The following is a 25,094-nucleotide window of genomic DNA, read 5'->3' on the forward strand; positions in this document are numbered from 1 at the left end:
TTCCTGACCCAGTATCTCCGCCCGCATCGCAATCCCCAATCAAGAGACGTCGTTAGCGACGTCGCTATGACCGTCTCTTAAGAGATTATCGCGCTATCAGGCAGGCGGTCCCAATCGGACGGTTACGAGGATGGTGATAGCGAAGTGATGGACAGCATCGATGCCGAAGAGGATGCGGACGAAGTTGCATGATAGGCTAGGGGCGGCGCGAGCCGTCCCCTTCCCCCTGTTCGCTGCCGGCGCGATGCCCCCAAGGCGGGCATCGCGCTGCGCCGCTGATCGCGGCGCCGCCGCGCTCCAAAGGTCGCGCGGCACCTGTCAGCCTGCGGCTGTTAAAGGATCTTGGCTACGTCCGGAGGTGCCGGGGTGCCGATAGCTGTCCAGATGTGTCAACCGATAGCGGTTATGAACGAGCACCCGTCACGCGTTAAATTCGGCAGCTCGCTTCAAATACAAAATGCAGGACAGAAGGCAAATTAATCAACGCCGAGTGCCTTAAATACGGCATCAACGGGATCAGAATAGAATGAGGTCTGGAACTTGGCGAAGAGCTCTCCCGGGATAGACGGAATATCAGTGACGCTCGACATAGGAAGAAGTACCCGTTTCGCACCACAATCAAAGGCTAGCTGCATGCAGCCAGCCAAATTTTCTACGGGCTTGATGTTTCCCCCCAAACTCATATCGCCGAGCACCACAAGCTGGCCTTGAAGGGGCTTTTGAAGAATTCCAGAACAGGCGGCGACGAACCCAGCGAGTGTTATCGACGTGGTCGCTCCGTTGTTTTGCAGTTCGACAAGATGGACATGATAGTCATGTTCTCCAGCCTTCGCCGCACTACTGATTCTGGTGATATTCGCCCGAAAAAAATCGAAACCAACCTTGAGGGCTTCTCTAGCAGAGCTGTTGGAGCCGATCCCAGAGACAGCGAACTTTCCAGAGCCAGCGGTGATCTGCGTTTCTAAACGGTATAAGCCCAAGTGCCCCCCACTGCCGGTTCCGATGGTATGCAGGACACCTGGGTTCATAGGTCCGTCCGAAATAAGCTTCCCGCCACCTTGCTCGGGCACAGAGATGAAACGCTCCTCAAGCGTGTCCTGATCAATGTATGAGAAATGAACGTCATAAAATTCCATGCCGCCAATCTTCTTCAACTGCTCCTTGACCCGGCGCCGTGTTTCCAGTGCATATTCAAGGCACTGACGGACATCTTCCTTATCGAATGAGCCATGTGGGAAAAGTAGCTTGAGCAGGCCGGAGACCGTTTTGCGAACCGCAATCGTATCTCGCTGGTTGAGATTGTTTCCCAGCTTAAAGAAGCGATCGATTGCGTCTGCAAAGCTGCGCTTGCGCATTTCGCGCATAAACTCAGCGAGGTAATCGGTGATTAGGCCGTACCGGTTGGTAAAGAATTCGGGTCGCATCTTGGGCACTTCCCAGCCTGGGATGTAGGCGTGGAAACGGTCGAAAAACGCGCTGTCGATCATGGTCGGCGGAAACGGTGCCAGGAGATGGCTCGTCTTTACCAGGGTATCGACGGACTGATTGATGTTTCCGACGAAGACCATGCTGGCGGACGCGGAAATTGAATCCCGCCCTCTCGCAAACGAGCCATTCGCCATATAGCCCTTCATGATCTGGACACCGTCAGGGTCTTTGAAGCTGATACCGGCGACTTCATCGAAAGCAACAACATCCCAGAGACCGACTAGCCCGACCTGTCGCCGAGACATGTTATAAAACAGATTGGCGACCGTGGTCTGGCCACCGGAAACCAAGATGCTGTTCGGGCTTACCTCTTCATAGACATATGATTTCCCGGTGCCACGCGGACCGAGTTCGCAGACGTTGTAATTATTCTCGACGAATGGAATCAGACGAACCAGCAAGTGCCATAGCGTGCGCTCATCGAGCACGGTGGGCTCCATGCCGGTCGAGCGCGTGAGCGCGTCAATCCATTGTTTCGTGGTGAAGTTCTTCCGGGCCTGGAACAGCTCTTCCATGTCCATGTTGGGCATCTGGATTGGCTTTAGATCGGCCACCGAGAAGGGCGAGCCTTTCTGCCCTTCCTCGAAGAAATAATGAACGGTGATGATGCACCAGATTCCGCCAGCCAGCAGCTTCTCGTTGGCTTTGACGAAGCGCGTGTCAATCTCGGCATCCTTGACGCCGAGATTGGTGAGCATGGCCTCATAGACGTCGCGCTTCTCATTCAGGCGAACACTGACCTTGTCGATGATCTTGTAGCTGCCCCGCTCGCGGATCTTCGATTTGATTTTTTCCGCTTCATCGGGGCGAACATAGTTTTCCGCCAAGACGCCCTTGACCGTCTCCAGGCCCTCGCGGATCGTCTGCTCATCGTCGGACGCGCAATAGCTGCCGAGCAGATATTCGAGAACATAGGTAGGGACATTCGCCCCTTCCTTGACCAGCTTGGTCAGATCTTTGCGAACGACTTTACCGGCGAACTGCTGGACCAGCAGTGCATCGACATCGTTCATGGCGTGAGGGTCAGAAGTCATTTTCAAAGGCCAGGCTGATGGTGACGGGATGAGGGGGGAAGAGATCCAGTTGATCCTCGGTGTCGCGAACGATCAATTGGTATTTCTTGTGTGGGTCGAATGACTGGTTGGCCAGCGTGAGCCAGACCTCTTTCTTCCAGAGGTTCATGTCCTTGGCGGTTGAATCGAAGGCGATAACCTCGGCATTCGAGATTTGCTGATCGCCGTCATACAGAGCGATCCTGGCCGTTACCGGCTGCACCCGGTCGGATGCGGCTTCGGTTTGCGTGATTGTGAAGCGGTGGCGGGATGTCGTGATCCGGGTGCTGTGAAACAGCGCGGCCAACCCGACCTTGGTGACGCGGGTCTTCTCGCGGCCTTTGCCTTCGCCGCGCGCGTAGTTGACGCGCAAGAGGGGTATGCAGATTTCCTGCGGCATCGCCCCGCCGTGGACAAAACGGCTTCCGCCCACAAAATGAAAGCGGTTGATCCCCTTAGGAACCCAGAACCCCATATCAGTATTGGCTTTTGCGGTTGCGGCGATTGCGCCACTGATGGCACCATCATTGTCGCCAAGACTGGTTCCAATCAAATAGCGCTTCTTCGCGATCACGGCCCCTTCCGGCCGGGTCTTGATCGCGTTCTTGTGCGCATCGCTGGGAGGCGCACTTTGGAACAGGAAGCCGTGATCGGCGGTCACCACCGCGCGGTTGCAATTGAAGGTGAAGGCCCGGCGAACCAGCGCCGAAATCTCATCAATCGTCGTCCGCACGGCGACGAAGGTTTTCTCTTCGTTGCCCTTGTCGGCGGTCTGGTCGATCTGATCGTGATAGACGTAGACCACGCGATAGGGCTTGAAGAAGGCCTTGCCGTCCTCCTTCTTCATTTCCATCAGATCGGATGCCTTGATCGCAATGCCGCCCACTGCCTCGAGCAGCTTCTTACGCGCCTCCAGCCCACTCGATGATTTGCCGTCAACCTGAACTGAGCCGTCCGGCGCATAGGCCAATTGCTCGTGAGGCAAGAGCGAAGCCATGCCCAGCGCGGTATAGGATGGCAGGACGCCCAGCATCGAATCCATCGTCGCCTGATAGCGATCGGTTCCGCGCATGGCGGCGAACAGCTCCTGGGCCGCCTCATACCGGAATGCGTCGGAGATGATCACGACCATGCGCCGACTTGGGTCTGCGTCGAGAACCGGCTGCACCTCGCGGCGATAAAAGTCATACTGATTGATGATGTCCGGCAATTGCCAGGCGGGCAGCAATTCCGGCTCTACCTGGCCGGTCCACAGGTTTCCCAGTTCGGCCAGATACCAGTTGCCATACACATCCTCGATATGGCTGCGCAGGTCTTTGAGGACATCCCAGTTCTGGGCTTCAGACACGTCCGCCGCTTCGCCGAACAGACGGTAAAGTTGGTCGAAGCGATAGAGACGCTCGGTATAGAGTTTCCACGTTTCGGAGGCGGTGTTGCTGCGCATCTGCGCGCCCACTTCACCCTTGAGCGCCAGAAACGCGGCGGCATGATTGATCGCATCGTAGACGCTGTGCAATGCCGCACGGGGTGCATCTTCCGTGGATGGCTTTTCGGCGTTGGCCCAATAGGCGTTCTGGCGGCTGCGCGCGATATCGGCAATCCGGGCCGCGTTGACCGTTTCCGAGGCGTCCAGCACTTCGCGCACCAGAAGCGACGCCAATCGCTTCTCGACGTCCAGAAAGCTGTGCACCATTTCCAGATCGGCCAGCGCAAAGCCGGTTAGCTGGTTTTTGATACGCAGGTCTTCGGCAACGACGGCAGATAGGGCATCATATGATCGCTGGTGGCTGCTGGAATCGCGCCATCCGTCCATGAACACGATCGCGTTGGAGCCGCCGCCATTGGGCAGAACAAGATGGGTCAGGGATACTGGAACTTTGCCCGTCACATGCCGTGCGAAATCGGTAGCGAACAACCGCAGCAACAGGTTGCGCGGAGAAGGTGCCTCATCGGCGTAGCGGAATTCCTTTGCGACAAAGTCCCAGAAGGCCTGCTCCACGCCAAAGCGCTGGAATTCGGCCAGTGTCTTGCTATCGGCCGTCAGGTTCTGGGGGTCGAGTTCGGCCAGCAAGATGCGCAGGATCTGCGAGAGCTGCGGCTGCGGCGCGCGGGCCAGCACCGCCATGATCTTGAGATCGATCTGATAGGCACCATCGCCCGGCGCGATAAACCGGACGAGCTTCTCCATCCGTTCGCGGCTGGCAAAGAAGCGGGCGCGATCGGCAATGTGGGATTTGAGCGATAGCTCATCGATCAAACCCAGTTCGCGCAGGATCAGCGTCGACTTGTCCGCTGCAAAGGGGACCGCCCATTTGCGGATGTCGAGCAGCATGTCGTGCGCCGGGTCCGGCAACGCACCGCGTTCATAGATCAGGAAGCGCGCCTTGGGCTCTTCCAGCAGCATCCTGACCTTCAGCGCCAGCGTGGACTCCTCGCCCAGGCGGACAAGAGCCACGCCATCCTGATGGCAGTTTTCGAGATCGAGCTTATCCAGTTCCTCGGCAAATTCGCCTTCGCGATCCTGCCACCAGACGATGCGGTTGCCCGCATGGTCATAGCCGCCGCTGGAAAACAGGCGTTTCAGATGGGTGTGGATGTGGGTCAGGTCCACGCTTACTCGTCCTCACCTTTTTTCTTCGGGCAAACCTTGTCCTTGAAAGCCAGCAGATTGCCGAACCTGGCGTAATTGCCCTTCACGCCGTCATCGAGATCGAGCGCGATGCGCTGATCGGCCAGGTGGCGCAGTTCTTCGTCAAAGGCGCGCAGTTCAATCAGCTGCTTGGCAATCTTGTCCTTGTCCCGGCTCTTGCGGGTCTTTTCCGCTGAGGATGATGAGGTAGCGATCTCGGCATCCAGATCGCTGATCCGCTGCTGCAATTTGCCCATCAGCGGGGTGACATGGTTGGTGCGCATCCGCGCCAGCGTGCCTTCATTGTAACGGTGGAGATAGACCAGCGCCTCGAACGCCTTGTGCTTGCCCGACGAGAACAGCCAGTAGATCGGACGATTCTTGTACGTCTGCAGGTGGTCCTTGTAGAACTGCTTCGACAGGTACGACCGCAATGCAGCGCGAGGCTCACCGGCGTTGCCCATGGAGAGACCGTCCATCAGCGTGGTCAGGGTTTCCATGACCGGTGCGTCTGGCCATGCGATACCGAGGAATTCCTCGATCCGGGCGGCAGCGTCGTCGGCGAACCACTGCTCTTCGGTAAGGGGGATGATGCCGTCATCGTCAGCGGGGAACGAGCTATAGCGCGAAGAATCGAAGCCCACGCCGCCGGAATGAGCGTAGATCAGACCCGGCTCCGCCAGTGAATACCGCCCCATCATGCAGCCTACTGCATAGGAGATGAGTTCACGCATCGTGTCAGACTTCAGCCTTTCCTCGCGCTTCTCATCACTCGACTCACTTGGGTAGCGGTAGTGTGGATTGCAGGTCAGAGTTATTTCCGAGAGCGGAACCTCAGGCGTAACTTCATCCTGAAGGCTATAAGCTTCGATGAAGAGGCGATTGTTCTCCACTTCAAGACGTTGCATCTCACCAGTCTGGCCCTGCCAGTAGGCGCTCAACGTCAAATAGCTATCAGATAAAGTTTTATTATTATGACCATCAAGCAATTCGAAAACACTGAAGTCCCATGATGTTTCTGCGGAATTCCAGTCACGTTTTGAACAATTGATCATAGATTCTATAGAATCTATTTCTATAAAGTTTTCCAAGTCCTTCGTAATTGGCAAATTACCGATATTTCCTGCTTGAAAATTCAATGTGGGATTTAAAATTCTCAAGAAAATGCCAGCCACCTTTGAGTTCAGAAAGGCAATAATCAGCTTCGGGGAAATACTGCTTGGAAAACATCCGGACCCACCTGCATCAAAGAGTTCACCACCATCGCTAAAGCGAGCGGAAAATGCCGATGAAGTCACGGCACCCCAATTAACATTGGGCTCAAAAATATAATCCAAATTGAAATTTGTTGCCCAGACCCGATCCTCTGTAGGGTGTCTTGTATTTTGCAAAAGCCAGCCGTCATTTTCCCAATTTACTAAATCAAACTTGTTTCCATACCACTTCCGAAATCCGCCTCCTTTGAGGTAGGAAAACCACTTCTTTCCAGAAGACTTGGCGTCAGTGCGGCTAACGCATCGGTCGAGCCCCGATTTTTCAATAGACACTTCGAACCAATCCCTAACGTACAGATGGTTACCTGCGGTAACCATGCCTTTCCGTGTAGGAGCAACGCTTTCAAAAGGCTCACCATTTACGAAAGCGTTAAGAATTTCATCCCCAACCCAATAAGCGATAGGACTCCCCGGAATCTTTTCAAAGTCAGACGCTGCGGCACGGAAAAACCAACCACAGTCAGGGTTGGCGATGGCTTGCTTGAAATCAGACTGTTTAGCCGCTTCAGAGTTGCCCTCGATCAGGCGAAGATAGCCGCCCTTGAAGTCAGACATGTGAGCATTTTTGATTGCGAAGGCAGTTGTGGAAACGACTTCACCGCCAATGCTATCAAATCCTCGTGCCCCCAGATGCGCCATGCTGGTGAATGTCTCATGATCGAGCAGCTTGAGGCGAAGATTCTCGTAGGATGAAAGGAACATCCAGCTTTGCATGGTGATCATTGCCACTGAGCCGTGCTCGGCAGCCAATTCCAGATTGCGCTCAATGAAGACGGCGAAAAGATCAGCCTTGCTGTCTGGGTAACGCTTTCCGGCGAACGCCTTCAGGTCCGAATTCATACCCTTGCCGCCCATGTAAGGCGGGTTGGCAACGACACAATCATAGTGGTGACCCAGAAAACGAGCCTGTTCAACCAGCGGCTTCAGCGCCCCCTGCGCCTCCTCCTGCGCTTGTCGCAGCAGCAGATCGCCCGTGAGCGGCTTTGCCAGCAGCGCATCGAGCGTTGGCAAGCTCTTCATCACCTCGTCAGGCACTGTGATCAGTGAACCAAAAGTCTTGGCCCCATCGAACAGCGTCACCAGCGCCTTTATCGCCTTGGCCTCTTTCGATGTGGGTTGCTGGGCCGACAAGGTGGGTTGGGCCAGAGTTTCAGGCAGCAAATCGCCGCTCGGCACCATCTCAAACCGCTCTTGCGGCAATAGTGCCTTGGCCAGAGCCTCGGCATCCAGCCCGTCGCTGTCCTGCAACGCCAACACATTGAGCGCCGGGGGATTGCTGAGGACGCTGCGATCATCGGCGCAGGCTTTCATCAGCAAGGCAAACCCCGCCATCTGCGCCGCCCGGTCATCGATATCTAGACCGAACAGGTTCTTCGTCAGGATCGCGCGCGCCGCTTCCCGCTTGGTGTAGCCCCGTTCAAGATAGATCGCTCGGAACAGATCGTAGGCTTCGACCAGAATGTGGCCTGACCCAACCGCAGGATCGATCAGGGTGATGGCTTCAGGATCAAGCTGCTTTGGCGTGATGGCATCGATCTGTGCCTGCACCTCTGGCGTCTGCTCAGCCGGGGCGATGTAGTATTCCATGCCCGAACGAATGCCGCTGTCGGGATAGGTCGCCAGCCACTGTGCCCCAAGGCTGTTCTGGACCATGTATTTCACGATCCAGTTGGGCGTGAAAAGCTGGGTGGCGGCTGGGATGTCTTCCGACTTCACCACCTTGCCGATCACCTGATCCTTCTTTTCCGAGATGTAGAACTGGTAGAGCCAGCCAATGATCTCGATTTCCTGCCATTCGGCCTCGGCGATTTCGTTCACCAGCTTGCGCACGATGCTGTCGGATTGCAGCAGGTTTTCCGGCAGCAGCAATTCGGTCTCGTCATCGATCTTTTCGAACAGGAACGGCATGGCGCGGTGCAGATCATTGCACTGGGCGATCAGCAGCCTGCGATAAATCTGCTCGTCCTTGGTGCCGTCAAGCTTCAGATTGACGATCTCATCACGGTTGAGACCGGGAAGATTGATCGTTGCGGCTTTCTCCAGCAATTCAGGCTCATCATAGCCTGCCGGGTGCGACAGGACGCGGCAGCCGTGATCGAAATAGTGGTGCAATTCCATATACCGGATGGCGAGAAAACGGTTGAACCAGGTATAGGCAACAGCCTCTATCACCTGCGCAAAGCCGTCCCTCGCAATGCGGGCGATCAGCCGCCCGCGCTGGTTTGCCACGGAACGCGGAAACGCCTTGCCGTTCAGGATGAAAAGATCGCCCTGAACTTCGCCAGCAGCGCTCCCAGCCTTGGTAATGCCGAACTGGGCCGCGCGGTTGGTCATGGCCTGAATGAAGTCAAGCCGAGCCTGCGGGGCATATTTCTTCAGGACGTTGCGGTTGGAAGCCATGGGAAGCAGAACTTTCAGAGGATTTCGATGCGGGCGTTGCTGGCGATGGCCTCTTCAAGCTGCTTGCGCAGCGCGGCCAGATATTCGTCAACATCCTCGCGCGTTTCGAGATAGGGCTTGGAGGCGGGCAGCCTGGCCGAAATCTGACGGCGCGGTTTGAAGTTCTCCGGCGCCTTGACCTTGGGGCCAGGATTGTAAGGTGTCGCACCCAGCTGCTTAACGACGGAGGGCTCCGGCGAAGGTTGCGGCGTTGCAAAGGCCTGCTTCGCGGCTTCGACCGCTTTCTCGATGTCGGAATGCGCAAGCTCGGCTGCTTCGGCCGCTTCCTCGATCAGGTTGGTGATCTGCCCAGTGTTGGTTTCAACCTCGATCCGTTTGCGGATATCTTGAATCGGCTTGAGGCATTTGTTCGAAAAGTCAGCATCAACGCCGATGCCAGCCAGATCGGACCGCAGCGTTTCGATTTGCGGATCAACCTTGGCCAATGCCTCTGCGCGCCGCTCGGCGATGACGGTTTCGTTTCGTGCCCGCAGGGTCTGAATCAGCGGAGCACTTTCCTTGATCCGGCCATAAGGGCGCGGATCGTTCAGGATCGAGCGCCCTGTTGCCAATGCTGCCGCCGCGTCACTGTCCCGGTTCAGGAAGAAGGCGTTGGGCTCAAACTCGTCGCGGAACGCCGACCGCAGTGCTTCCCATTGCGGCTTTTGCTGCGAGTAGAACGTTTCCAGGCGCTGGAATCGCTCACCATAATCCCCGAGGTCGGCCGCGTGGGCCTTGGCGTGACCGAGGAAGCCGAAACTGTCGCGGTTGGCGAGCAGCTTGTTGAGCATGCCCTGCAGGTCGGCGATTTCATCCGAACCGGGATAGGCACCCGTCGCCGCCAAGCCTGACCATTGCGCCAGGAACTGAGATTGCTTGGCAAAGCGATCCCGCAGCCAGTTATGCAGATCGTCTTCGCCTTCTGGCGCAGCGGCGCCAAACAAGTCGCGAGCCAGAACGCGGACTGACTGGATGTCTGCCTTATCGACCGTCTTCCGACGAGACAGGCTGACCCTGTTCCATTTGGTCGATCCGTCAACTTGCGCGAAAACGTCGCCTGCCTGAAGTTTGCCACCGTTGGCGTGCAATTCAATCTGCCCAGCCTTGAACAGGCGGCAGACGAGCAGCAAGGTATCGAGTTCTTTCCAGCCATAGGGATGCCGTGCGAAGCGCTCGGTGATCAGAGATCCGAGATTGACCGACTGACTGCGACCGCTGAGCAGCTCGACATATTCCAGCACTTCCTTGAGCGCCCGAGCATTCTGACTACCGCCAAGTAGATCAAGCTCTTCACCGCTTGGATCGGCCAGCACGCGGCGCAGTTCTGCCGACTGATCCGCCGGCGAGTGCTGGATGAAGGACAGCTTGTTGTAACTGTTCTCGACAAGGTAGCGCAGCGCCGCATCGACCGCGACTTTCGGCGTGCCGGAAAAGGTCTTTTCATTGCCCAGCACATAAAACTTCGCCTCTTCCAGCATCTGCGTGAGCGAGGTGCTGATGCGATTGCGGCGTTGTGAATTTTCCAGGCGTTTGTCGTCGTGAATCCGTTTGGTTGTCTGTGGCAGCGACCCGTCGGATTTGAGGCGTAGATAGGCCTCTGTCTTGATGTAAGCGGTGATCTCGTCTGACAGTTTCTGATCGTCACGCAACTTGACCACGACCTGACCAACGGAGCCATCTACGCTCAGCTCAATGCAGCGCGCGTCATTGAAGGTACCAAAATCCGGTGCCAGCGGAGTCAAGACTGAGAGGACCAAACTGCCCTCGACCCGGTTCCCGAAGGGGGTCAGGTCGATCAACCGGGTAAGATCGAAATCCTTGCCGTTGGCGGCGTGGCGATATCGGCGATCCCGCAGAACATCTTCGAAAATGACATCGCCAAGCAGGCGGTTGAGGTCCGCTTGGCTGTAGTCCTGATCCTTGATCTCCTTGTTGATGTCCCGCTCTTCGTTCGTCAGGAAGAAGTAGAGATCACCATTTCGGCTAATCAAGGTTTCCCGCTCGAGCCGAAGCAGACTTTGCTCGATCTCGGACCGGAGCGCACGTTTGTCAGCGTCGACCTCGTCCACGAAAAACGTGACCAGATTATCGATATTGGCGGGCACTTCCTCGACGTAACGAATGAGGAAAAGTGTCTTCAAAACCCGCGCATCAAAATTACTGCGGTCAGCGATGTTCTCGACCCGGCCGATCGCCGTGCGGACAACGCCTTCAAGAAAGCTTTCAATCGCGGGGTAAAAGGCATCAAGAGGTACGAGCGCCCCAAGGGGCTTGCTTTTTATAGCCTTGGCAGCGGTCTGGAACGCATCCAGCATCGAGCGTTCACCCTTCGAAAGGTGGCCGCCTGTCGCGCCAAATTGGCGACTGGCTTCGAATATCTTTTGAACCAGCAGGAATTGGTATGGGGCAAACGGGTAGCATTCAATGAAGCCATCTGCGTCCGCGAAGGACCGCAGTGTTATGCCCGAATCTCGAAACGTGATCTGATTTCGGAGGATATCTCCCTTTTCCCGAAACAACGTTTTCAGTGCATCTTGGGCAGCGGGAGCCTTCTCCAGCAGTCGTCGCTGGATCACCTCATCTGCGTTTGCTCCAGACAGCGAGAGGCGGGTCGTAAATCGACCCTGAATCTTGGAGAAATCCTTGCTGCGATCCTTTTCGAAAGCGCCGCCGACGACCGCCTCAATGTCCTCCTGCGAAGTAACCACAACCCAGGCACGACCATCGCACACTGTGCCCAGATTTTCCGTTATCGTCTGGAGATTGAGCATGAGCTGCGATTGGCCACCGATGAACTGACCGACCTCGTCAGCGAGGAAGACCAAGCGCTTGCCGCCGCCCGATTTGTCGAGATACTGCCTGACCCACTTGGCAAAATTTTCGATGGTCAGGGCAAGACCTTTGTCGAGGTTATCAATCCATCCCTGAGGATCCTCGATCCGCTGATGGAGGACCTTACTCAGCGCCGCAGCGACTTCCGAGCCATAGAACTGGTAGGAATCGCGCTCTGCCCGCCAGTCGAGATTATGATCTTCAGCAAGCGCATCGATAAACGCCTGGAACTTCCCCTTGTCGTCCAGAAAGCGCTCCATGTGCGCTACTTCCGGGTGATCGCCACAGTAGCCGAGGTGCTCGTTGAAAACCTTCAGAAACACCTGAAGGATGGCATCTCGGCTATGATTTTGCTCTGCCTTGCTATCAATGTTGAAGAGTATAACCTCGGTCTGAGCGTTTGCCATTCGGCGTAGATCGCCCTGAAAGGCGCTATCGCCAGCTGCCTTCTCGATGAAGAAGTCGAGGGGCAGGCGATCGGGCTTGCCGTCTTCAGCGACCAGGTCGTTGGCTAGCAGGTAGGACAAAATCTTGATGAAATGGGATTTGCCTGATCCGAAAAAACCGGAGACCCACACGCCCATTCGGGCTGAAACCTCAGCGTCGCTCTTGCTATCAATTCCCTGAAGAAAGGCGTTTACGAACTGACGCAAATGCCGGTCCACCTCTTTGGTGATCACGTACTCTTCAAGCTCATTGTAGGCCTTGTCGCGCTGATCAGCCTTAATGACCCCGTTGATGGGGCGATTGATGTCTTTGGCGAAAATATTTTCGATAATCATGGGCATCAATCCACCAATCTAAATGCGCGATAATACGGTGTTTCTTGCATATCGCCGAACAATTGAAGGCTCTGGCCACTAAAACGGCCAGGGAAGAATAGCACCAGAGGAACGGCGCCCAACAGAGGTTGAAGATTGTTGAGAAGGCTATGTGTCCTAATTAGCGGATAAGCCGGGCCGACGCCTGTCAAGAACAGCATGTCGGGGGGTGTGCCGCCAAATTTTTCCAACAATGCCGCAGCCATTTTGCCGGGCTCGAGTGGACCTTTGAGGGCGCCGAGCAACGTGGCAACTCCCTTGGCTTTCTCCATCGCCAATGCCTTAGTATAAAGGTCGCGCCTCTTCAGTTGCTCGACGGCTAACTCGAACATATTGACCACGCCAACCTTCAGTCCGGTTTTCCGGCCAAGATCATCGAGCAACCATTCGATGTGATTGTTGACATGCTGCTCCGACGCGCTCGGATAATCGAACGCGTAAAATGGCACGTCGTTACCAAGGCCACGCCCGTGCAGAAATTCGTCGGACGTGACCCTATCTCGGATCCGATCCAGGCGGCTCTGCAGGCTTGTCATATGAAGGCCTGCATCGCGCGGACGACCTCGTCATATTTATGTTCGTGGAGATAAGCCATTATTTCAGGCTGGTAATGAACGCGCTGGAGCGATGGCTTCGAACCGTCGGAAAGCATTCCAACCTCCGCCAAAATCTGGAAAACGCTGTCGCCCAGTTTGTCCGTGGTGGATTGTGTCCAGACCGGCATTTCAGGATCACGCTCGCGGCATGTGGCTACGAAAGTGCGCCAATGACGGCGAGTTAACTCCAAGCTGCCAGTTCGAAAGTGATCGCTAACATACAACGACAGGAAATCTTTCAGCAATTGGCTGTGCGCGATCGCTGCAGCGAATACGGCTTGGGTGGCCAAGGGCTTCGGGCCGTCTCGAACCAAGAGCCAATGCTCGGATGTCATTGTCTTCAGCCGCGTCCGTATGAGGCTGGCTTGGCGCTTCGCAGTGCCTTGGGATGTCTTTTGCAGGACATTCTCGATTTCGATCGCCTGCTTCCATTTCTCTGCGGACACACTTTCGAGCAACAGGCCTGCGATGATCCTTGATTCGTAAAGCTTTAAGGAGCCCCCAGCGATGTCAGCTTTGTAACGCAACGTCTTTTGATCCCAATCCGATATGCTCAACTTGCTAGCAGATTCGCTCCGATTCTGAACGGATTAAATTTATGAGAGTCGGTGCAGTTCGCTGCGCCGCGCGGCGTGTGAGATTGCCTTCAAATTACGGAGTTTGGTCTTGACGTGGCATCGTCAACGAAGTGTACTAAGGGTCAAAGCTGAACCCTCGTTGCGGCCAAATGCCTGAACGCCCGGTCCCGACAGGTGAGCAGGATCACCTGCATACGCTGAGACGCCTCTTCCAGGATTTCCGTCATCAAATCGAGCCGGCCATCGTCGGAATAGACCAACGGATCGTCGAGAATGAGCGACACCGGCATACCCTGCTCCAGCAGCATGTCGGCAAAGGCGAGACGGGTCAGGACCGCCAGTTGCTCCTGCGTTCCCTTTGAAAGCGTGCCGCAGACTTCACTCAAGCCGGAGCGCGTGACCGAGGTCAGGCCGAGTTCTGCGTCAAAGTTGAGTTCGGCGCCGGGAAACAGGCGCTCAACATGAACGCGAGCGCGCTGGGCTACCGGGCCAACGAAGGTCCGGGCTGCCTCGGCGCGCGCCTCGTCCAGCACATCCTTGAGCAATTTGATCGTGGCCGCCTCTTCGTCGAGCCGCACCAGCGCCTGCGTTGCGGCATCGGCTTCTTCGGCCGCAGCCGCAGCCACGCTCGCCAGGCCCTTGCCGCCCTCGCTCTCAATGATCGCCTCAAAGCGCGCAATATCCTTTTCGAGGTCGCTCCGCCGGGTTTGACCGGCCTTTGCCCGGCTATCGATCGTGTCGATCTTGCGGTTGATCACCTGCACATCATGAGCCGTGGCGTCGCGCTTCGCCTCGGCCAGCTTGACAGCAGCCTGGGCGGCATCCTCCCTGGCTTTGACGATGGCGTCGGCAAGCCCTGTAAAATCGGGCCGTCCCTCGATCTGAGCGACGCGATCCGACGCATTGGTCTGATCACGCTCGGCGCCTGCCTGCTCGGCGGCAAGCGGGCGGTCCTTATCCTCGATTTCACGCAGATCCTTAACGGCCTGGTCGTGCATGGTCTCCGCGCGCACCACTGCCGTTTCCGTTTCTTCTAGGCGCCGGGTGAGTTGATCAACCGAGATCGCGTCATCATCGGGCGTGGGGGAATCCGGTGCGAGGCTGGCCACCAACAGCTTGAGCGCATCCGGACCTGCCGCGAGATCCAATAGCGGCTGTGCCGACGTGAGGCCGGCAATCTTGCTTTCGAGCAGTTGGACGGTCCCCTGGGCGTCGCGCGCAGTGTCGTTTCGCGTCCGCGCTGCTGCGAGGTCCACCACGTCCCACTCGGCTAGCTCCAGAGCCTGTCGCTCAAATACCGCGGCGAGACTGGCTTCCGCACTGGCTGCCGTCGCGGGCGGCCGGATGACGAGGATGCCGCCACCCAACGCAATTTGGGTCTCGCCGGTCAAGGTGCGCGGGATATTTGGAGTCAGTGGCTCACCACCTATGGTGATGTCCGCAATGTCACCAATAAGCTCGATCGACGTGGCACCGGCATTGACCCCAGCCCGCGCCTCCGCAATCGCGCGGTCATTGGCCTCCAGGCGGGCGACCGCCTCAGCTGGGATGAGCCGTTCCGCGTCAATTCGAGCATCGCCCAATTGCTGTTCGAGGTTGAGTAGCTCGGTATGCCGCTGGCGCGCGTCGGCGATCGCCGCACGCCGCTGACGTAGGGCGACACGCCCCTCCCCCTCTACAAGCGCCTGACGGGCTGCGGCGCGATCATTGCGTGCCTGGTCGAGCGCTGCCTTCGCCTCAGTCACTTTGGTTCGTCCGGCTTCCAGCTGACCGGTAAGCTGTTCGCGATTCGCGGTGATTGCGGCAAAAGTTGCGCTCGCAGCCATCAGCGCTGCCCTTGCAGCCCCGTGCTGAGCGTGCAGATCCTCGAGGCGATCGAGGTTCGTCGAAAAATTCTCGTGCTCGGCTTTGCGGGTTTCAAGAATCTGCGCCGCAGCCTTGGCGACCTCGAGTGCCTGAACAAGATCGGCACGCTGTTCTAGCTCGGTCTCATCTGCCAGCTCCCGCTCGAGCACCTTAAGCCGACCACGCGCCGTTTCCAGATCGCCAAAGCTCTTTTCGAGCGCATCGAGCCGTGTGGTCGCGTCTGCAGCGGCTTGCCGCGCCTGCTGGTCGCGATCACGCGCCGCTTGCCAACGCCCCTTCGACTGGGCTTTGCCGCCAGGGGTCCAGTAAAGTTCATATTGCTCATCGATCCGCTTGCGGACCCGCTCATAGGCAGCGCCGCCGACGATCGTCCCCACCTCCGCCTCCAGCGTCGCCTGGATGCTGTTGCGCACGATGTTGCCGGGCGCGGTCACCTCGAGCGCCTGCGCCTGCGGAACCCAAAGCATACCAAGCGCGCCATAGGTGGCCGGGTCACCGCGCTGGCTGCTATCCTTGACGAACCCAAGCAGCGCCTGGAGCCTATTTTCGGCTTCCTCGCCCTGCGCTCGCCCCTGCGGTCCCGTGACTTCGACTTGCGGACTTTTGAGAAAGCGCTTGGCGATCTTCCAGCTGTCGGCACCGATATCGAAACTGACTTCGATTTCCGGCGCAACCGCCTCCCCATAGGGCGCAAAACTCTGGGCAAGCTGGTTCTTCGTGGCGTGGCGGACGAAAAAGGCCGCGCGCAGGGCTTCGAGGATCGTGGATTTCCCACTCTCATTGGGTTCGATGATGATGTTAAGCCCCTCGCCCAACCCCTCGATCGTCAGGGGTTCGCGGAACTTGCGGAAATTGTTCAGGCTGATCCGCCGCAGTTGCAGGCTCATGCTTGGCCTCCCCGATGATATTCGACGAAGAGCCGCTCCATTGCACGCCGCGCCGATATCGCATCAGTTCCGCGGGCGTTGATGGTGTCGGTAAGCTTCTCTGCCGCTATGCCGAGCAAACCCTCGACCTTGAGATCCGCCAAGTCTTGCTCGCCCGGTCGGCCGACCAGATCGTCCGACCGGACATCCAGGAAGCGCAGGCGATGCCGCAGGTCATCGTCGAGGCGGGACAAGATCTCGACGCGGTCGGCCAGGCCCGTAATGCCCGCAAGCGATAAGCGCAGCAGCGTTGACGCAGGATCGATGGCCGAGAGCAGCACGTCGCATTCCGCCGAGAAGGCGGAGGCGTCCTGCAGCATCCAGTCCCTGAGCAGCCATTGGTACCGGCCAGTGCGTACAGGTTCGACCTTTGGCTCACCTCCTGGGGCAAGCTCGACCATGAGCGCATGGCCGGGTTCATCGCGCTGGAAGCTATCGGTTTCGGGGGTTCCAGCATACCAGGTGCTCGGATCGACCTTGAGCGTGCCGTGCCAGTCGCCCAGCGCCAGATAATCGAGATTGGACCGCTTCGCCCGATCCGGCGCGATCTGGTTCTTGGTCTCGCCGCGTGCCGTGAAATCACGAATGGAACCATGGGCAAGGCCGATCCGTAGCTTCGCGCCTGGCGTTTCCATGCTATCGAAAAGCTCGGTCGGATCGTCGAGATGGTGGCGATGGATGAGCGGTGCGGGGAGCAGCCAGACTCCCGCTTCGATCTCCTGTGCGCTCGGGTCCGTGAGCAGGATGATATTGTCCGATGCTTTGCGGCGAACGCGGTCCCACAGTCCGCCGTTGCGGGCATAGTCGTGATTGCCCGGCAGCAGCCACCAACGACAGGGATAGCGCTGCATGCGCGAAACCGCCTGGACAATGACCCGGTCTTCGGGGCCCTCGGTATCGAAGATATCGCCTGCGACAATGACATGCCCCACCCGCTGGGCGGCGGCGACCTCGCCGATCCGGTCAATGGCATCGAAGCGCGCTTCACCAAGCGCCGCACGGACCTCGGGATCGAACCGGCCGAAGGGCTTGCCGAGCTGCCAGTCAGCGGTGTGGAGGAAACGCATGGATCAAGGTCCCGTATTGGAGGTCACAGGAAAAGGCGGAAGGGCACACAGCGTGTTGACGAGCCGCATCTGCTCGATGCTGCTGCAGTTGGCCTCGCGCAAGCGGCCGCTGCCAAAAACGAGCGCGAGCGCTTTGGCGCGTGAGACCGCGACATTGATGCGATTGAGCGAGAAGAGAAACTCCATGCCGCGGGCCGTTTCGTCGGCTGAGGAAGCGGTCATGGAGACCAAGCAAATCGAGGCTTCCTGGCCCTGGAACTTATCGACCGTACCGACACGGATACTGCCGGGCAGCGCGACCCGAAGTGCGTTGACCTGCGCGTTATAAGGCGCGACCACGATGATATCGCTGGGTTCAATGGCACGCGTCATGCCGGTCTTGTCGGTCCAGCTTCCTTTCAGGAGATCATCGACTGCCGCGCCTATCGCGGCGACTTCCTCAGCGGCGATCTGGGCATTGCCGTCATGGGCAACCGAAACCCAGTATGCACCGGCCGACGGCCAGGCCGTTCCGGTTACGCTCTGGCGCTGGGTATCGCCATGGCTTGCAAGCCGCCCTTCATAGACCTGGTTTGAAATGAATTCGCAAACCGCCGGGTGCATTCGCCGGGTCTCAGCCAGGAAGATGCCCCGATCGGGCGGGACGGTGGGATGCTCGCCGAGCATCCACTCCAAGCATGACAGGTTCGCCGGCGCAGGATGTGCACCTTGGATGACCTGCGGCAGCTGGCGCGGGTCGCCGACCAGCACGATATTGCGCGCGGCACGCCCCATGGCGACCATATTGGCCAGGCCCACTTGCCCCGCCTCATCGACAAAAAGCCAATCGAAGCGTTGCACGTTCTCATCGCGCGCAAAGAAGAAAGCCGTGCCGCCGACCACATTGGCGCGCGCGAGCATGAGGTCATCATTGGCCGTGGCGCGGTGAACAGGACAATCGCTGGCATAGCCATCGCTACCGCCAGAAACCTTATGGGCGAACGACACAGAGAGCATGCCGCCTTCTTCCTCGCGAGCGCGCAGGCAACCGAGCAAGACATTGCGGATCGCCTCATGGCTGTTCGAGGCGACGGCGACGCGATGTCCCGCTTTCACCAGCGCCAGAATCACCCGGGCCGTGACATGTGTCTTGCCCGTTCCCGGCGGCCCCTGGATCGGGAGCACAGTCTGGTTCATGGCTTGCGCCGCGGCAATGGCGCCCGTCACCGGCTCCTGGCCGCTAAGAATGTCTCCGTTGATGCCGTTCAGGCGCGGGGCCGCGCCCGACAGCAGATCATCGACAGCAGACAAGCGCCGTGCGCCGCACTGGTCGTCAATGACGTCGCGCACCGCAGCGGCCAACACCTTGGTATCGAGCGGCCAATCTGGATGCAGGGTTAGCCGATCGGTAAGGAGCTCGGCCCTTGCCACGCCGACCTTCAGGGTGATCGTGTATGCGTCGCGATCAAGCCCCTCAATCGCAACGGTCGCCGGCGGCCCATCGGTCCCGGGAACAGTGGCCTTGCCGCCTTCGCGCAATTTGGTTTCCTGAAGCGGAAAGCGATAGGTGCGCATCACCGAGCGCTTGATCGGCTCGATCCCGGATATCGCCTCAAGCCCCCCCAAAGCGTCGAGATCGTCGATAAGCTCTTCCTCATCGCGCGCGGCGCTGTCGAACACGGTCCACTGGGCGGGCTTGGCTTCACGCTTATGGAACAGCCCGAGGTTGAACAGCAATTCCTGGCGCTCGGTGGTCAAGGTGGATGCAGCCAGGCGCCCGCGCAGCGCTGCCGTTTCCTCATCCTCGATCGCCTCCTGCTCAGCCGCATCCTGTGCCAGCACGGGCCAGGGGCCATCGGGACGGATGCCGACCAGCCAGTCCCGCAGAAGCTGGGTCGACTGGCAGTCAATCCGATTATAGTCCTCGATCTCGTCGAGGATTTTCTGATCGCCGGTCTCTCGCCAATTTTCATACGCCACGACCGAACCGCCCGCCGTCTTGACCTCGCCTTCGCGCTTCAAGCCATAAAAGGCTTCCATCGACTTGATGGAATAGTTCGGCTCCGAGGCGATGAGCGCGCCGCGCACCACGCCAAAAAGATCGACAAAGCGCCGTTCGCGCATGAGCCGGTCGAGAAAGGCCTCGCCGATGCCATATTGCGTCGTGAGGCGACGCAGCGCCGTGATCTCATAGGGCGCGTAATGATAGATGCGGGCATCCGGATACGCCGTGAGGCGATCGCGGAAAAAGGCCAGAAGCCGCTCGAGCGCCTGCGCTTCGGCGGCATGGTCATGGGCCCAGAAAGCATGAAAACTATCATCGGTCCAAACGCCGTGCAGATATTCAAGGCCGCCCTCATAATGGGGGTCGCCCTCGATATCGTAGAAGAGATCGCCCGCCTGCGGTCGAGGGAGCAGGTCAAAGCCTTTGCCTGGCTGCGCCGGGCGCAACTCGAAGGCAGGATCGCCGGTTTTGCGCGCGTGCTGCAATCTTGCCTGGCCGATAAGTTTCTCCGCCGTCGCGCTCGCAATGCCGCGCACCGGGCCCGCATGCCGAGCAAGCGCGGCCATCGTTTCGATGCCGGACGCTTCGAGCTTCTTCACTTGGCCGCGGGTAATATTGGCGACCTGGAACAAGCTGTCCCGGCCCGAGAGGACGGCGTCACAATGATCGCCCCATCGGCAAAGCGAACAATCAGCGCATGGGATCGGCCGCGTTGGTTGGGGGGAAGCAACAAAAGCCTCGAGCTTCGTGCGGGCACCGCGCGCATAATAGGCATAATCTGCCAGACGCAGCGTAGCGCGCGTGCCATTGCCCAATTGCACATGCGCGTGCTCTGGCATCACGCCCTGGATCTCCGCCAAAAGGTCAGAATAGAGCACGAGCTGCAGCACATGCTTGGGATGGGCTTTGCGCTTGAGCTTGGTATCCGTCACTTCATAGCTGAACGGCCCCAGCAATGACGGACGCTCCACCCGTTCGAGAAAATCGGACCAGCCACCCCACCGCGCAGCCAGAAAAGCGCCCTGGAAGATGATCTGCGAGCCTTGCGCCAGAGCCGCTCGCGTCTCGTCCGCATTCTGGACAAGATCGCCGCGCGCAATCTCGACGACTCCGTGGCCTGCATCCTTCAGAGTCTCCAAGTGAGCAGCCTCATGGGCATCGCCCTGCCGCTGAAGCAGCGCGGCGTCTTCGCTATCTTGACGGGGGATGAGCGGCTCGCCGCGCATATAGGCCAGATCAAGCACCGTCGCATGGGCACAGCCGACGAACCGCATCAAGTCGGTTGCCGAAAACAGAATGGAGTTGCCGATCGTCCTCACTTGGCCCCCTTGATTGCCCTGCGCCCCCGAGAGGGAATCACCTCGACAGGCGCCACCCTGTTCCTTAGCATGCAAGGGTGTCAATCTCTGACATGGATATGCAATGACTTTCGCCAAGGCCAATGATCTCCTGCGCCTCGCCCAGCTCGCCGCATCACGGCGTTTGGGGATCAGCCTTGAAGAAATCTCTCAGGAATTTGGCATTTCGCATCGTACGGCGCAGCGTATGACAAGCGCGCTGGAAGACAATTTCGCGAATGTCGTTGTCATCGACGATGATGATCGTCGCCGACGCTGGCGTATCGAAAGCTCGATTCCCGAGCGGCTTCAACCGCGTCAGGAAACCACCATCGAGGCTCTGGAAATCGCCGCCCGGGCGGCGCATGAAGAGAACAGACTTCGCCACGCACGTGCACTTGAGGACATAAGAGACAGCCTGATCACGCGCCTGTCGCCTCGCGACGCCCTGCGGTCCGAAGCAGATGCGGAAGCGGTCCTGTCAGCTTTGGGCCAAGTGGCACGGCCAGGTCCCAAGGTCGCGATGAAGCCGGAAATGACTGACGTTCTGATTGAGGCGCTACGCGGGCCCTTTCGGATGCGAATAATCTATGGTGACACCGCCGCCGAAGCCCGGATTGTCGAGCCGCACGGGCTGTTGTTGGGTCTGCGCAGTTATCTTGTTGCCCGCCAGGCAGACAGGGGCGAAAATCTGCGCCATTTTCGCCTGGACCGTATCCACAGCGCTGAATGCCTTGATGAGAGCTTCGCGATCCAGTCCAGCTTTTCCTTGAACGATCATGCGGCACAGGCCTTCGGCGCCTATCAGGACCCCGCCCAATATGGCGAGATCGTCTGGCGCTTTCTTCCTGAAGCGGCCGCGAGCGCAGCCAAGTTCCAGTTCCATCCCAACCAATCGGCCGAATATCGCGACGATGGCAGTCTAATTGTCCGGTTCAAGGCAGCGGGCTGGCTGGAAATGGCCTGGCACCTCTATCAGTGGGGCGACAAGGTCGAGGTGCTGGAACCGGCGGGACTGAGGTCGCTTGTGGAAGGACATGCGCGCTCGGATTTCCCGGCCTTGCCCTAATCGACCGGATAGCGCCGAACGCGATCTGCACGATTGCGTGCCATCCCAGCGACGGCTTTCAATTGAGCTCAGCGATAAAGCTGGTCGCCGTTAGCTACGCATGATTGCTTAACGGCGTGCACAGCGTAAAGGCGCTTGGCGCACGAGCAAAGTTCCACAGCCGCATGAGACACCACTCGTCTCGCCGGGCACGAGATAAGCGCGATCGACCGCCCGCCCGTGACACAAAAGCTGGATTGCAGTCAGGGTTGATCGTCTTCGACTATCCCAGCTTGGCGCAGAAACTCAGAGGCACCAAGATTCATATCGATCTCCATTCCAGATCGAAGCCAATGATAGACGAAAGGCAGGAGTAGCGGATTGCTGGTTCTGCGCTGGAATATGCTGTTCTGAAATTCGCGCGACCGTCTTTCGCATTCCCCCTCGTCGCAACCTTTGGCGAGCCACCCCGGGGGCCGGGCTACTACGTCAGCAGATCAGTGATCCGTTGACCCATGGCGTCCATCGAGAATGGCTTCGTGAGGACATGCATCCCAGGATCAAGGTGGCCGTGACTGAGCACCGCGTTTTCGGCGTAGCCCGTGATGAACAGGATTTTAAGCCCGGGACGTTTCAAACGCGCGGCGTCCGCCACCTGCCTGCCGTTCATGCCGCCAGGCAGCCCGACATCGGTAATGAGCAGGTCAACGCGGGCGCCTGAGTCCAGAATCTTCATCCCTGCCGGACCATCCGCAGCTTCCAGGACTCCGTAACCCAGGCTTTCCAGAATATCGACAACCAACATGCGGACCGTCGGTTCATCGTCGATCACGAGGACGGTCTCCCCGTGCCGCGCTTCCTGACCCGTCACCGGTGCGGTATCTACTGCTGCGATTTCGTTTTGCGCTTCACCAAGGTGTCGGGGAAGGTACAGACATACCATCGTCCCTTGCCCAAGCTCGGAATAGATGCGGGCCTGCCCGCCAGACTGGCGAGTAAACCCATATATCATCGAAAGCCCAAGCCCCGTGCCCATGCCGATCGGCTTTGTCGTGAAGAATGGATCAAAAGCCTTCGCTATGGTTTCCGTGGCCATCCCCGACCCCGTGTCGGAAACGCAAAGCGAGACGTATTGACCGGGGTCCATGTCGCGTTCCGCGGCAGCGCGGCTGTCCATCCAGCGGTTGCCGGTCTCGATCATGATCTTGCCGCCATCGGGCATCGCGTCGCGCGCATTGATGCAAAGATTCAGCAGGGCGTTTTCAAGCTGGCTCGGATCGACCAGGACTGGCCAGAGACCCGCCGCGTTCACCACTTCGACCTGCACTGATGGGCCGACCGTGCGTTCGATCAAATCGGCCATCCCGTTGACGAGGTCCTTTACGCTGGTGGGCTTGGGTGCCAGCGTCTGTCGCCTTGAAAAGGCCAGCAGCCTGTGGGTGAGCGCGGCGGCGCGCCGCGCCGCCCCATGTGCAGCCTGAACATAACGATCCACGTCTGCCGAGCGTCCTTGCGCGAGACGCGTCTGGATCATTTCCAGACTGCCCGTGATGCCTGTCAGCAGATTGTTGAAGTCGTGTGCCAAGCCGCCGGTGAGCTGCCCAACCGCCTCCATCTTCTGTGATTGCCTCAATGCCTCCTCGGCGGCGAGCAAAGCCCTGGTTCGATCTTCGACCTGCTCCTCGAGCGACGCAGCGAGCCCGGCTAGTTCCATCTCCGCACGGCGGCGTTCAGTCGCGGTCCGGGTCCGCTCTGCGACTTCCCGTACGAAAGCAAGCTCATCATCGGGCCAATCTCTGGCGGTCGCATTATTGAGATAGAGAAGAGCAACCAGGCCGCCATGCTCGGTGAGCGGCATGTTGACGACCGCTTCTGCGCTGATCGCCTTGAGGGCGTCGGCACCATCAACGGTTCGAGCATCCAGTCGCGCATCGGCGATGATGACGTCCACGCCTCGCTTCAGATCTTCGATGTACGATCCGTAATCGCGGAACTGTAGCGTGCCAGCCAACGACTGAATGCCATGCGCGTTCCAGTCCCGTTCAATCGTGATAGTCTCGAGGACAGGATCAATTAGACCATAGCCTACTCGGCTGACCTCGAGAGTTTCGCCGAGGATCTTGGCCGCAGCATACGAGATATCGGCCGGATCCTCAATATCGCGAAAAACGTCGCCGAGTTGCACCAGCGCTGTGCGCATCAGATCAGAGCGATGCTGGTCCGTGACATCCGAGGACACACCGGCGAGCCGGAGCGGCTTGCCTTCGATGTTCAGGAAAGGTTGGCCTCGCGAGGAAAGCCAGCGCGTCCCGCCATCTGGCAACCTGATGCGATAGGTCTCGTCATACCCGACGCCTTCCGTACGCGTCCGCTCTATAGCTGCGACGTTAGCTGCGCGATCGTCGGGGTGGATTGACGCGATGCGATCGTCGAAAGAGAAATCCTGGTCGGCGGAAATCCCGAAGAGCGCCCGGCAGGCAGCCGACGACGTAAGCTCGCCGGTTTCGAAATCGATGCTCCAGGTGCCAAAGCGGCCGGCGCGGAGCGCGAAATCGAGCTCACGTTCGTGCTCGTCCTGGCGCTGCTGGCGGCTCGTCACCTCTGCTATCAGCGCCGCATTCGAGCTTTCCAGGCTGGCGAGACGCTCGCGCTCGTGCGTGACATCTAGCTGACTCGCAAAGAAGTAGGCGAGCCTACCGGCCTCGTCGAAAACAGGCGCCAGCAGTAGGCGATTCCAGAATGGCTCCCCGGACTTGCGGTGATTGCAGATGTCGATCTCGATGGAGCGAACTGCCGTGACGGCCTCGTGGATCGCTTGCACGTCATCGCGGTCGGTGCCTGGACCTTGCAAGAAGCGGCAGTTGCGTCCCAGTACCTCACTGCGATCATAGCCTGTGAGCTTGCTGAATGCATCGTTGGCGAACACCACTGGATTGTCATGCAGCCGAGGATTTGTGATGATCATCGGCATGCGGGTGGCGCGCACGGCGGCAACGAACGGGTCAGTGCCGCTATCCAGACCGAGAACTTCCGCTTCGATCCGCCGTGCATCGGCGGTCCCCTGCTCACCCCTCTCAGATCCCGGCATTAAACAGCGCGCCCCTTCCATTGTGCTCATCGGTCGCTCAACCGGAATGATGATGGCAAAGTTCCCGGG

General features: G+C 58.6%; 11 protein-coding genes and 1 pseudogene. 1 reads left to right on the forward strand and 11 read right to left on the reverse strand.

Translation table 11 applies throughout. From position 1 onward, the window contains the following. Positions 1–476: 476 nt before the first annotated feature. The 9 genes from brxL to GVL61_RS22230 all read right to left on the reverse strand — a co-directional run bounded on the left by brxL (position 477) and on the right by GVL61_RS22230 (position 20,871). Positions 477–2,501, reverse strand: coding sequence for a protease Lon-related BREX system protein BrxL (brxL, locus tag GVL61_RS22190; protein WP_159983046.1), 2,025 nt, complete (start codon positions 2,499–2,501; stop codon positions 477–479). Between the two features lie 10 nt (positions 2,502–2,511). After that, entirely contained in the window at positions 2,512–5,151 is a 2,640-nt protein-coding gene (pglZ, locus tag GVL61_RS22195) for a BREX-1 system phosphatase PglZ type A (protein WP_159983048.1), read from the reverse strand. 2 nt (positions 5,152–5,153) lie between these two features. Further along, the gene (gene pglX, locus GVL61_RS22200; protein WP_159983050.1) at positions 5,154–8,843 is read right to left on the reverse strand and encodes a BREX-1 system adenine-specific DNA-methyltransferase PglX; all 3,690 of its coding nucleotides are present in this window, start codon (positions 8,841–8,843) and stop codon (positions 5,154–5,156) included. Between the two features lie 14 nt (positions 8,844–8,857). Then, a complete protein-coding gene (gene brxC / locus GVL61_RS22205; protein WP_159983052.1) occupies positions 8,858–12,496 on the reverse strand; it encodes a BREX system P-loop protein BrxC in 3,639 nt (1,212 codons plus the stop codon). A gap of 5 nt (positions 12,497–12,501) precedes the next feature. Continuing rightward, positions 12,502–13,071: a DUF1788 domain-containing protein gene (locus GVL61_RS22210; RefSeq protein ID WP_159983054.1), complete on the reverse strand. Its 570-nt coding sequence runs from the start codon at positions 13,069–13,071 to the stop codon at positions 12,502–12,504. Beyond that, on the reverse strand, positions 13,068–13,688 hold the full coding sequence (locus GVL61_RS22215) for a DUF1819 family protein (RefSeq protein ID WP_200844916.1): 621 nt from the start codon (positions 13,686–13,688) through the stop codon (positions 13,068–13,070). The genes GVL61_RS22210 and GVL61_RS22215 overlap by 4 nt, the downstream gene beginning before the upstream one ends. Before the next feature lie 143 nt (positions 13,689–13,831). Beyond that, on the reverse strand, positions 13,832–16,462 hold the full coding sequence (locus GVL61_RS22220) for an ATP-binding protein (RefSeq protein WP_159983056.1): 2,631 nt from the start codon (positions 16,460–16,462) through the stop codon (positions 13,832–13,834). Then, positions 16,459–17,568, reverse strand: coding sequence for a DNA repair exonuclease (locus GVL61_RS22225; RefSeq protein WP_159983058.1), 1,110 nt, complete (start codon positions 17,566–17,568; stop codon positions 16,459–16,461). Before GVL61_RS22225 ends, GVL61_RS22220 begins: the two co-directional genes overlap by 4 nt. A gap of 3 nt (positions 17,569–17,571) precedes the next feature. Then, positions 17,572–20,871, reverse strand: a complete 3,300-nt coding sequence (locus GVL61_RS22230; RefSeq protein WP_159983060.1) for a TM0106 family RecB-like putative nuclease — start codon at positions 20,869–20,871, stop codon at positions 17,572–17,574. Between the two features lie 103 nt (positions 20,872–20,974). On the opposite strand from GVL61_RS22230, the gene GVL61_RS22235 reads away from it, so the two are divergent. Continuing rightward, positions 20,975–21,958: a YafY family protein gene (locus GVL61_RS22235; protein WP_159983062.1), complete on the forward strand. Its 984-nt coding sequence runs from the start codon at positions 20,975–20,977 to the stop codon at positions 21,956–21,958. Positions 21,959–22,200: 242 nt separating this feature from the next. On the opposite strand, the pseudogene GVL61_RS25520 reads toward GVL61_RS22235, so the two are convergent. Continuing rightward, a pseudogene (locus tag GVL61_RS25520) lies at positions 22,201–22,362 on the reverse strand (S-4TM family putative pore-forming effector); the annotation flags it as partial. Between the two features lie 59 nt (positions 22,363–22,421). Next, positions 22,422–25,046, reverse strand: coding sequence for a PAS domain-containing protein (locus GVL61_RS22245; RefSeq protein ID WP_235037848.1), 2,625 nt, complete (start codon positions 25,044–25,046; stop codon positions 22,422–22,424). Between the last annotated feature and the right edge of the window lie 48 nt (positions 25,047–25,094).

The sequence above is a fragment of the Novosphingobium sp. 18050 genome (genome assembly GCF_902706195.1).
GTDB lineage: Bacteria > Pseudomonadota > Alphaproteobacteria > Sphingomonadales > Sphingomonadaceae > Novosphingobium.

Bases quoted from the DNA above. Each gene is read 5' to 3' on its own strand.
- GVL61_RS22225 (WP_159983058.1), bottom strand. From the start codon at position 17,568: ATGCGTTTCCTCCACACCGCTGACTGGCAGCTCGGCAAGCCCTTCGGC.
- GVL61_RS22210 (WP_159983054.1), bottom strand. From the start codon at position 13,071: ATGACAAGCCTGCAGAGCCGCCTGGATCGGATCCGAGATAGGGTCACG.
- GVL61_RS22245 (WP_235037848.1), bottom strand. From the start codon at position 25,046: ATGGAAGGGGCGCGCTGTTTAATGCCGGGATCTGAGAGGGGTGAGCAG.
- pglX (WP_159983050.1), bottom strand. From the start codon at position 8,843: ATGGCTTCCAACCGCAACGTCCTGAAGAAATATGCCCCGCAGGCTCGG.
- brxL (WP_159983046.1), bottom strand. From the start codon at position 2,501: ATGAACGATGTCGATGCACTGCTGGTCCAGCAGTTCGCCGGTAAAGTC.
- brxC (WP_159983052.1), bottom strand. From the start codon at position 12,496: ATGATTATCGAAAATATTTTCGCCAAAGACATCAATCGCCCCATCAAC.
- GVL61_RS22220 (WP_159983056.1), bottom strand. From the start codon at position 16,462: ATGAGCCTGCAACTGCGGCGGATCAGCCTGAACAATTTCCGCAAGTTC.
- GVL61_RS22235 (WP_159983062.1), top strand. From the start codon at position 20,975: ATGACTTTCGCCAAGGCCAATGATCTCCTGCGCCTCGCCCAGCTCGCC.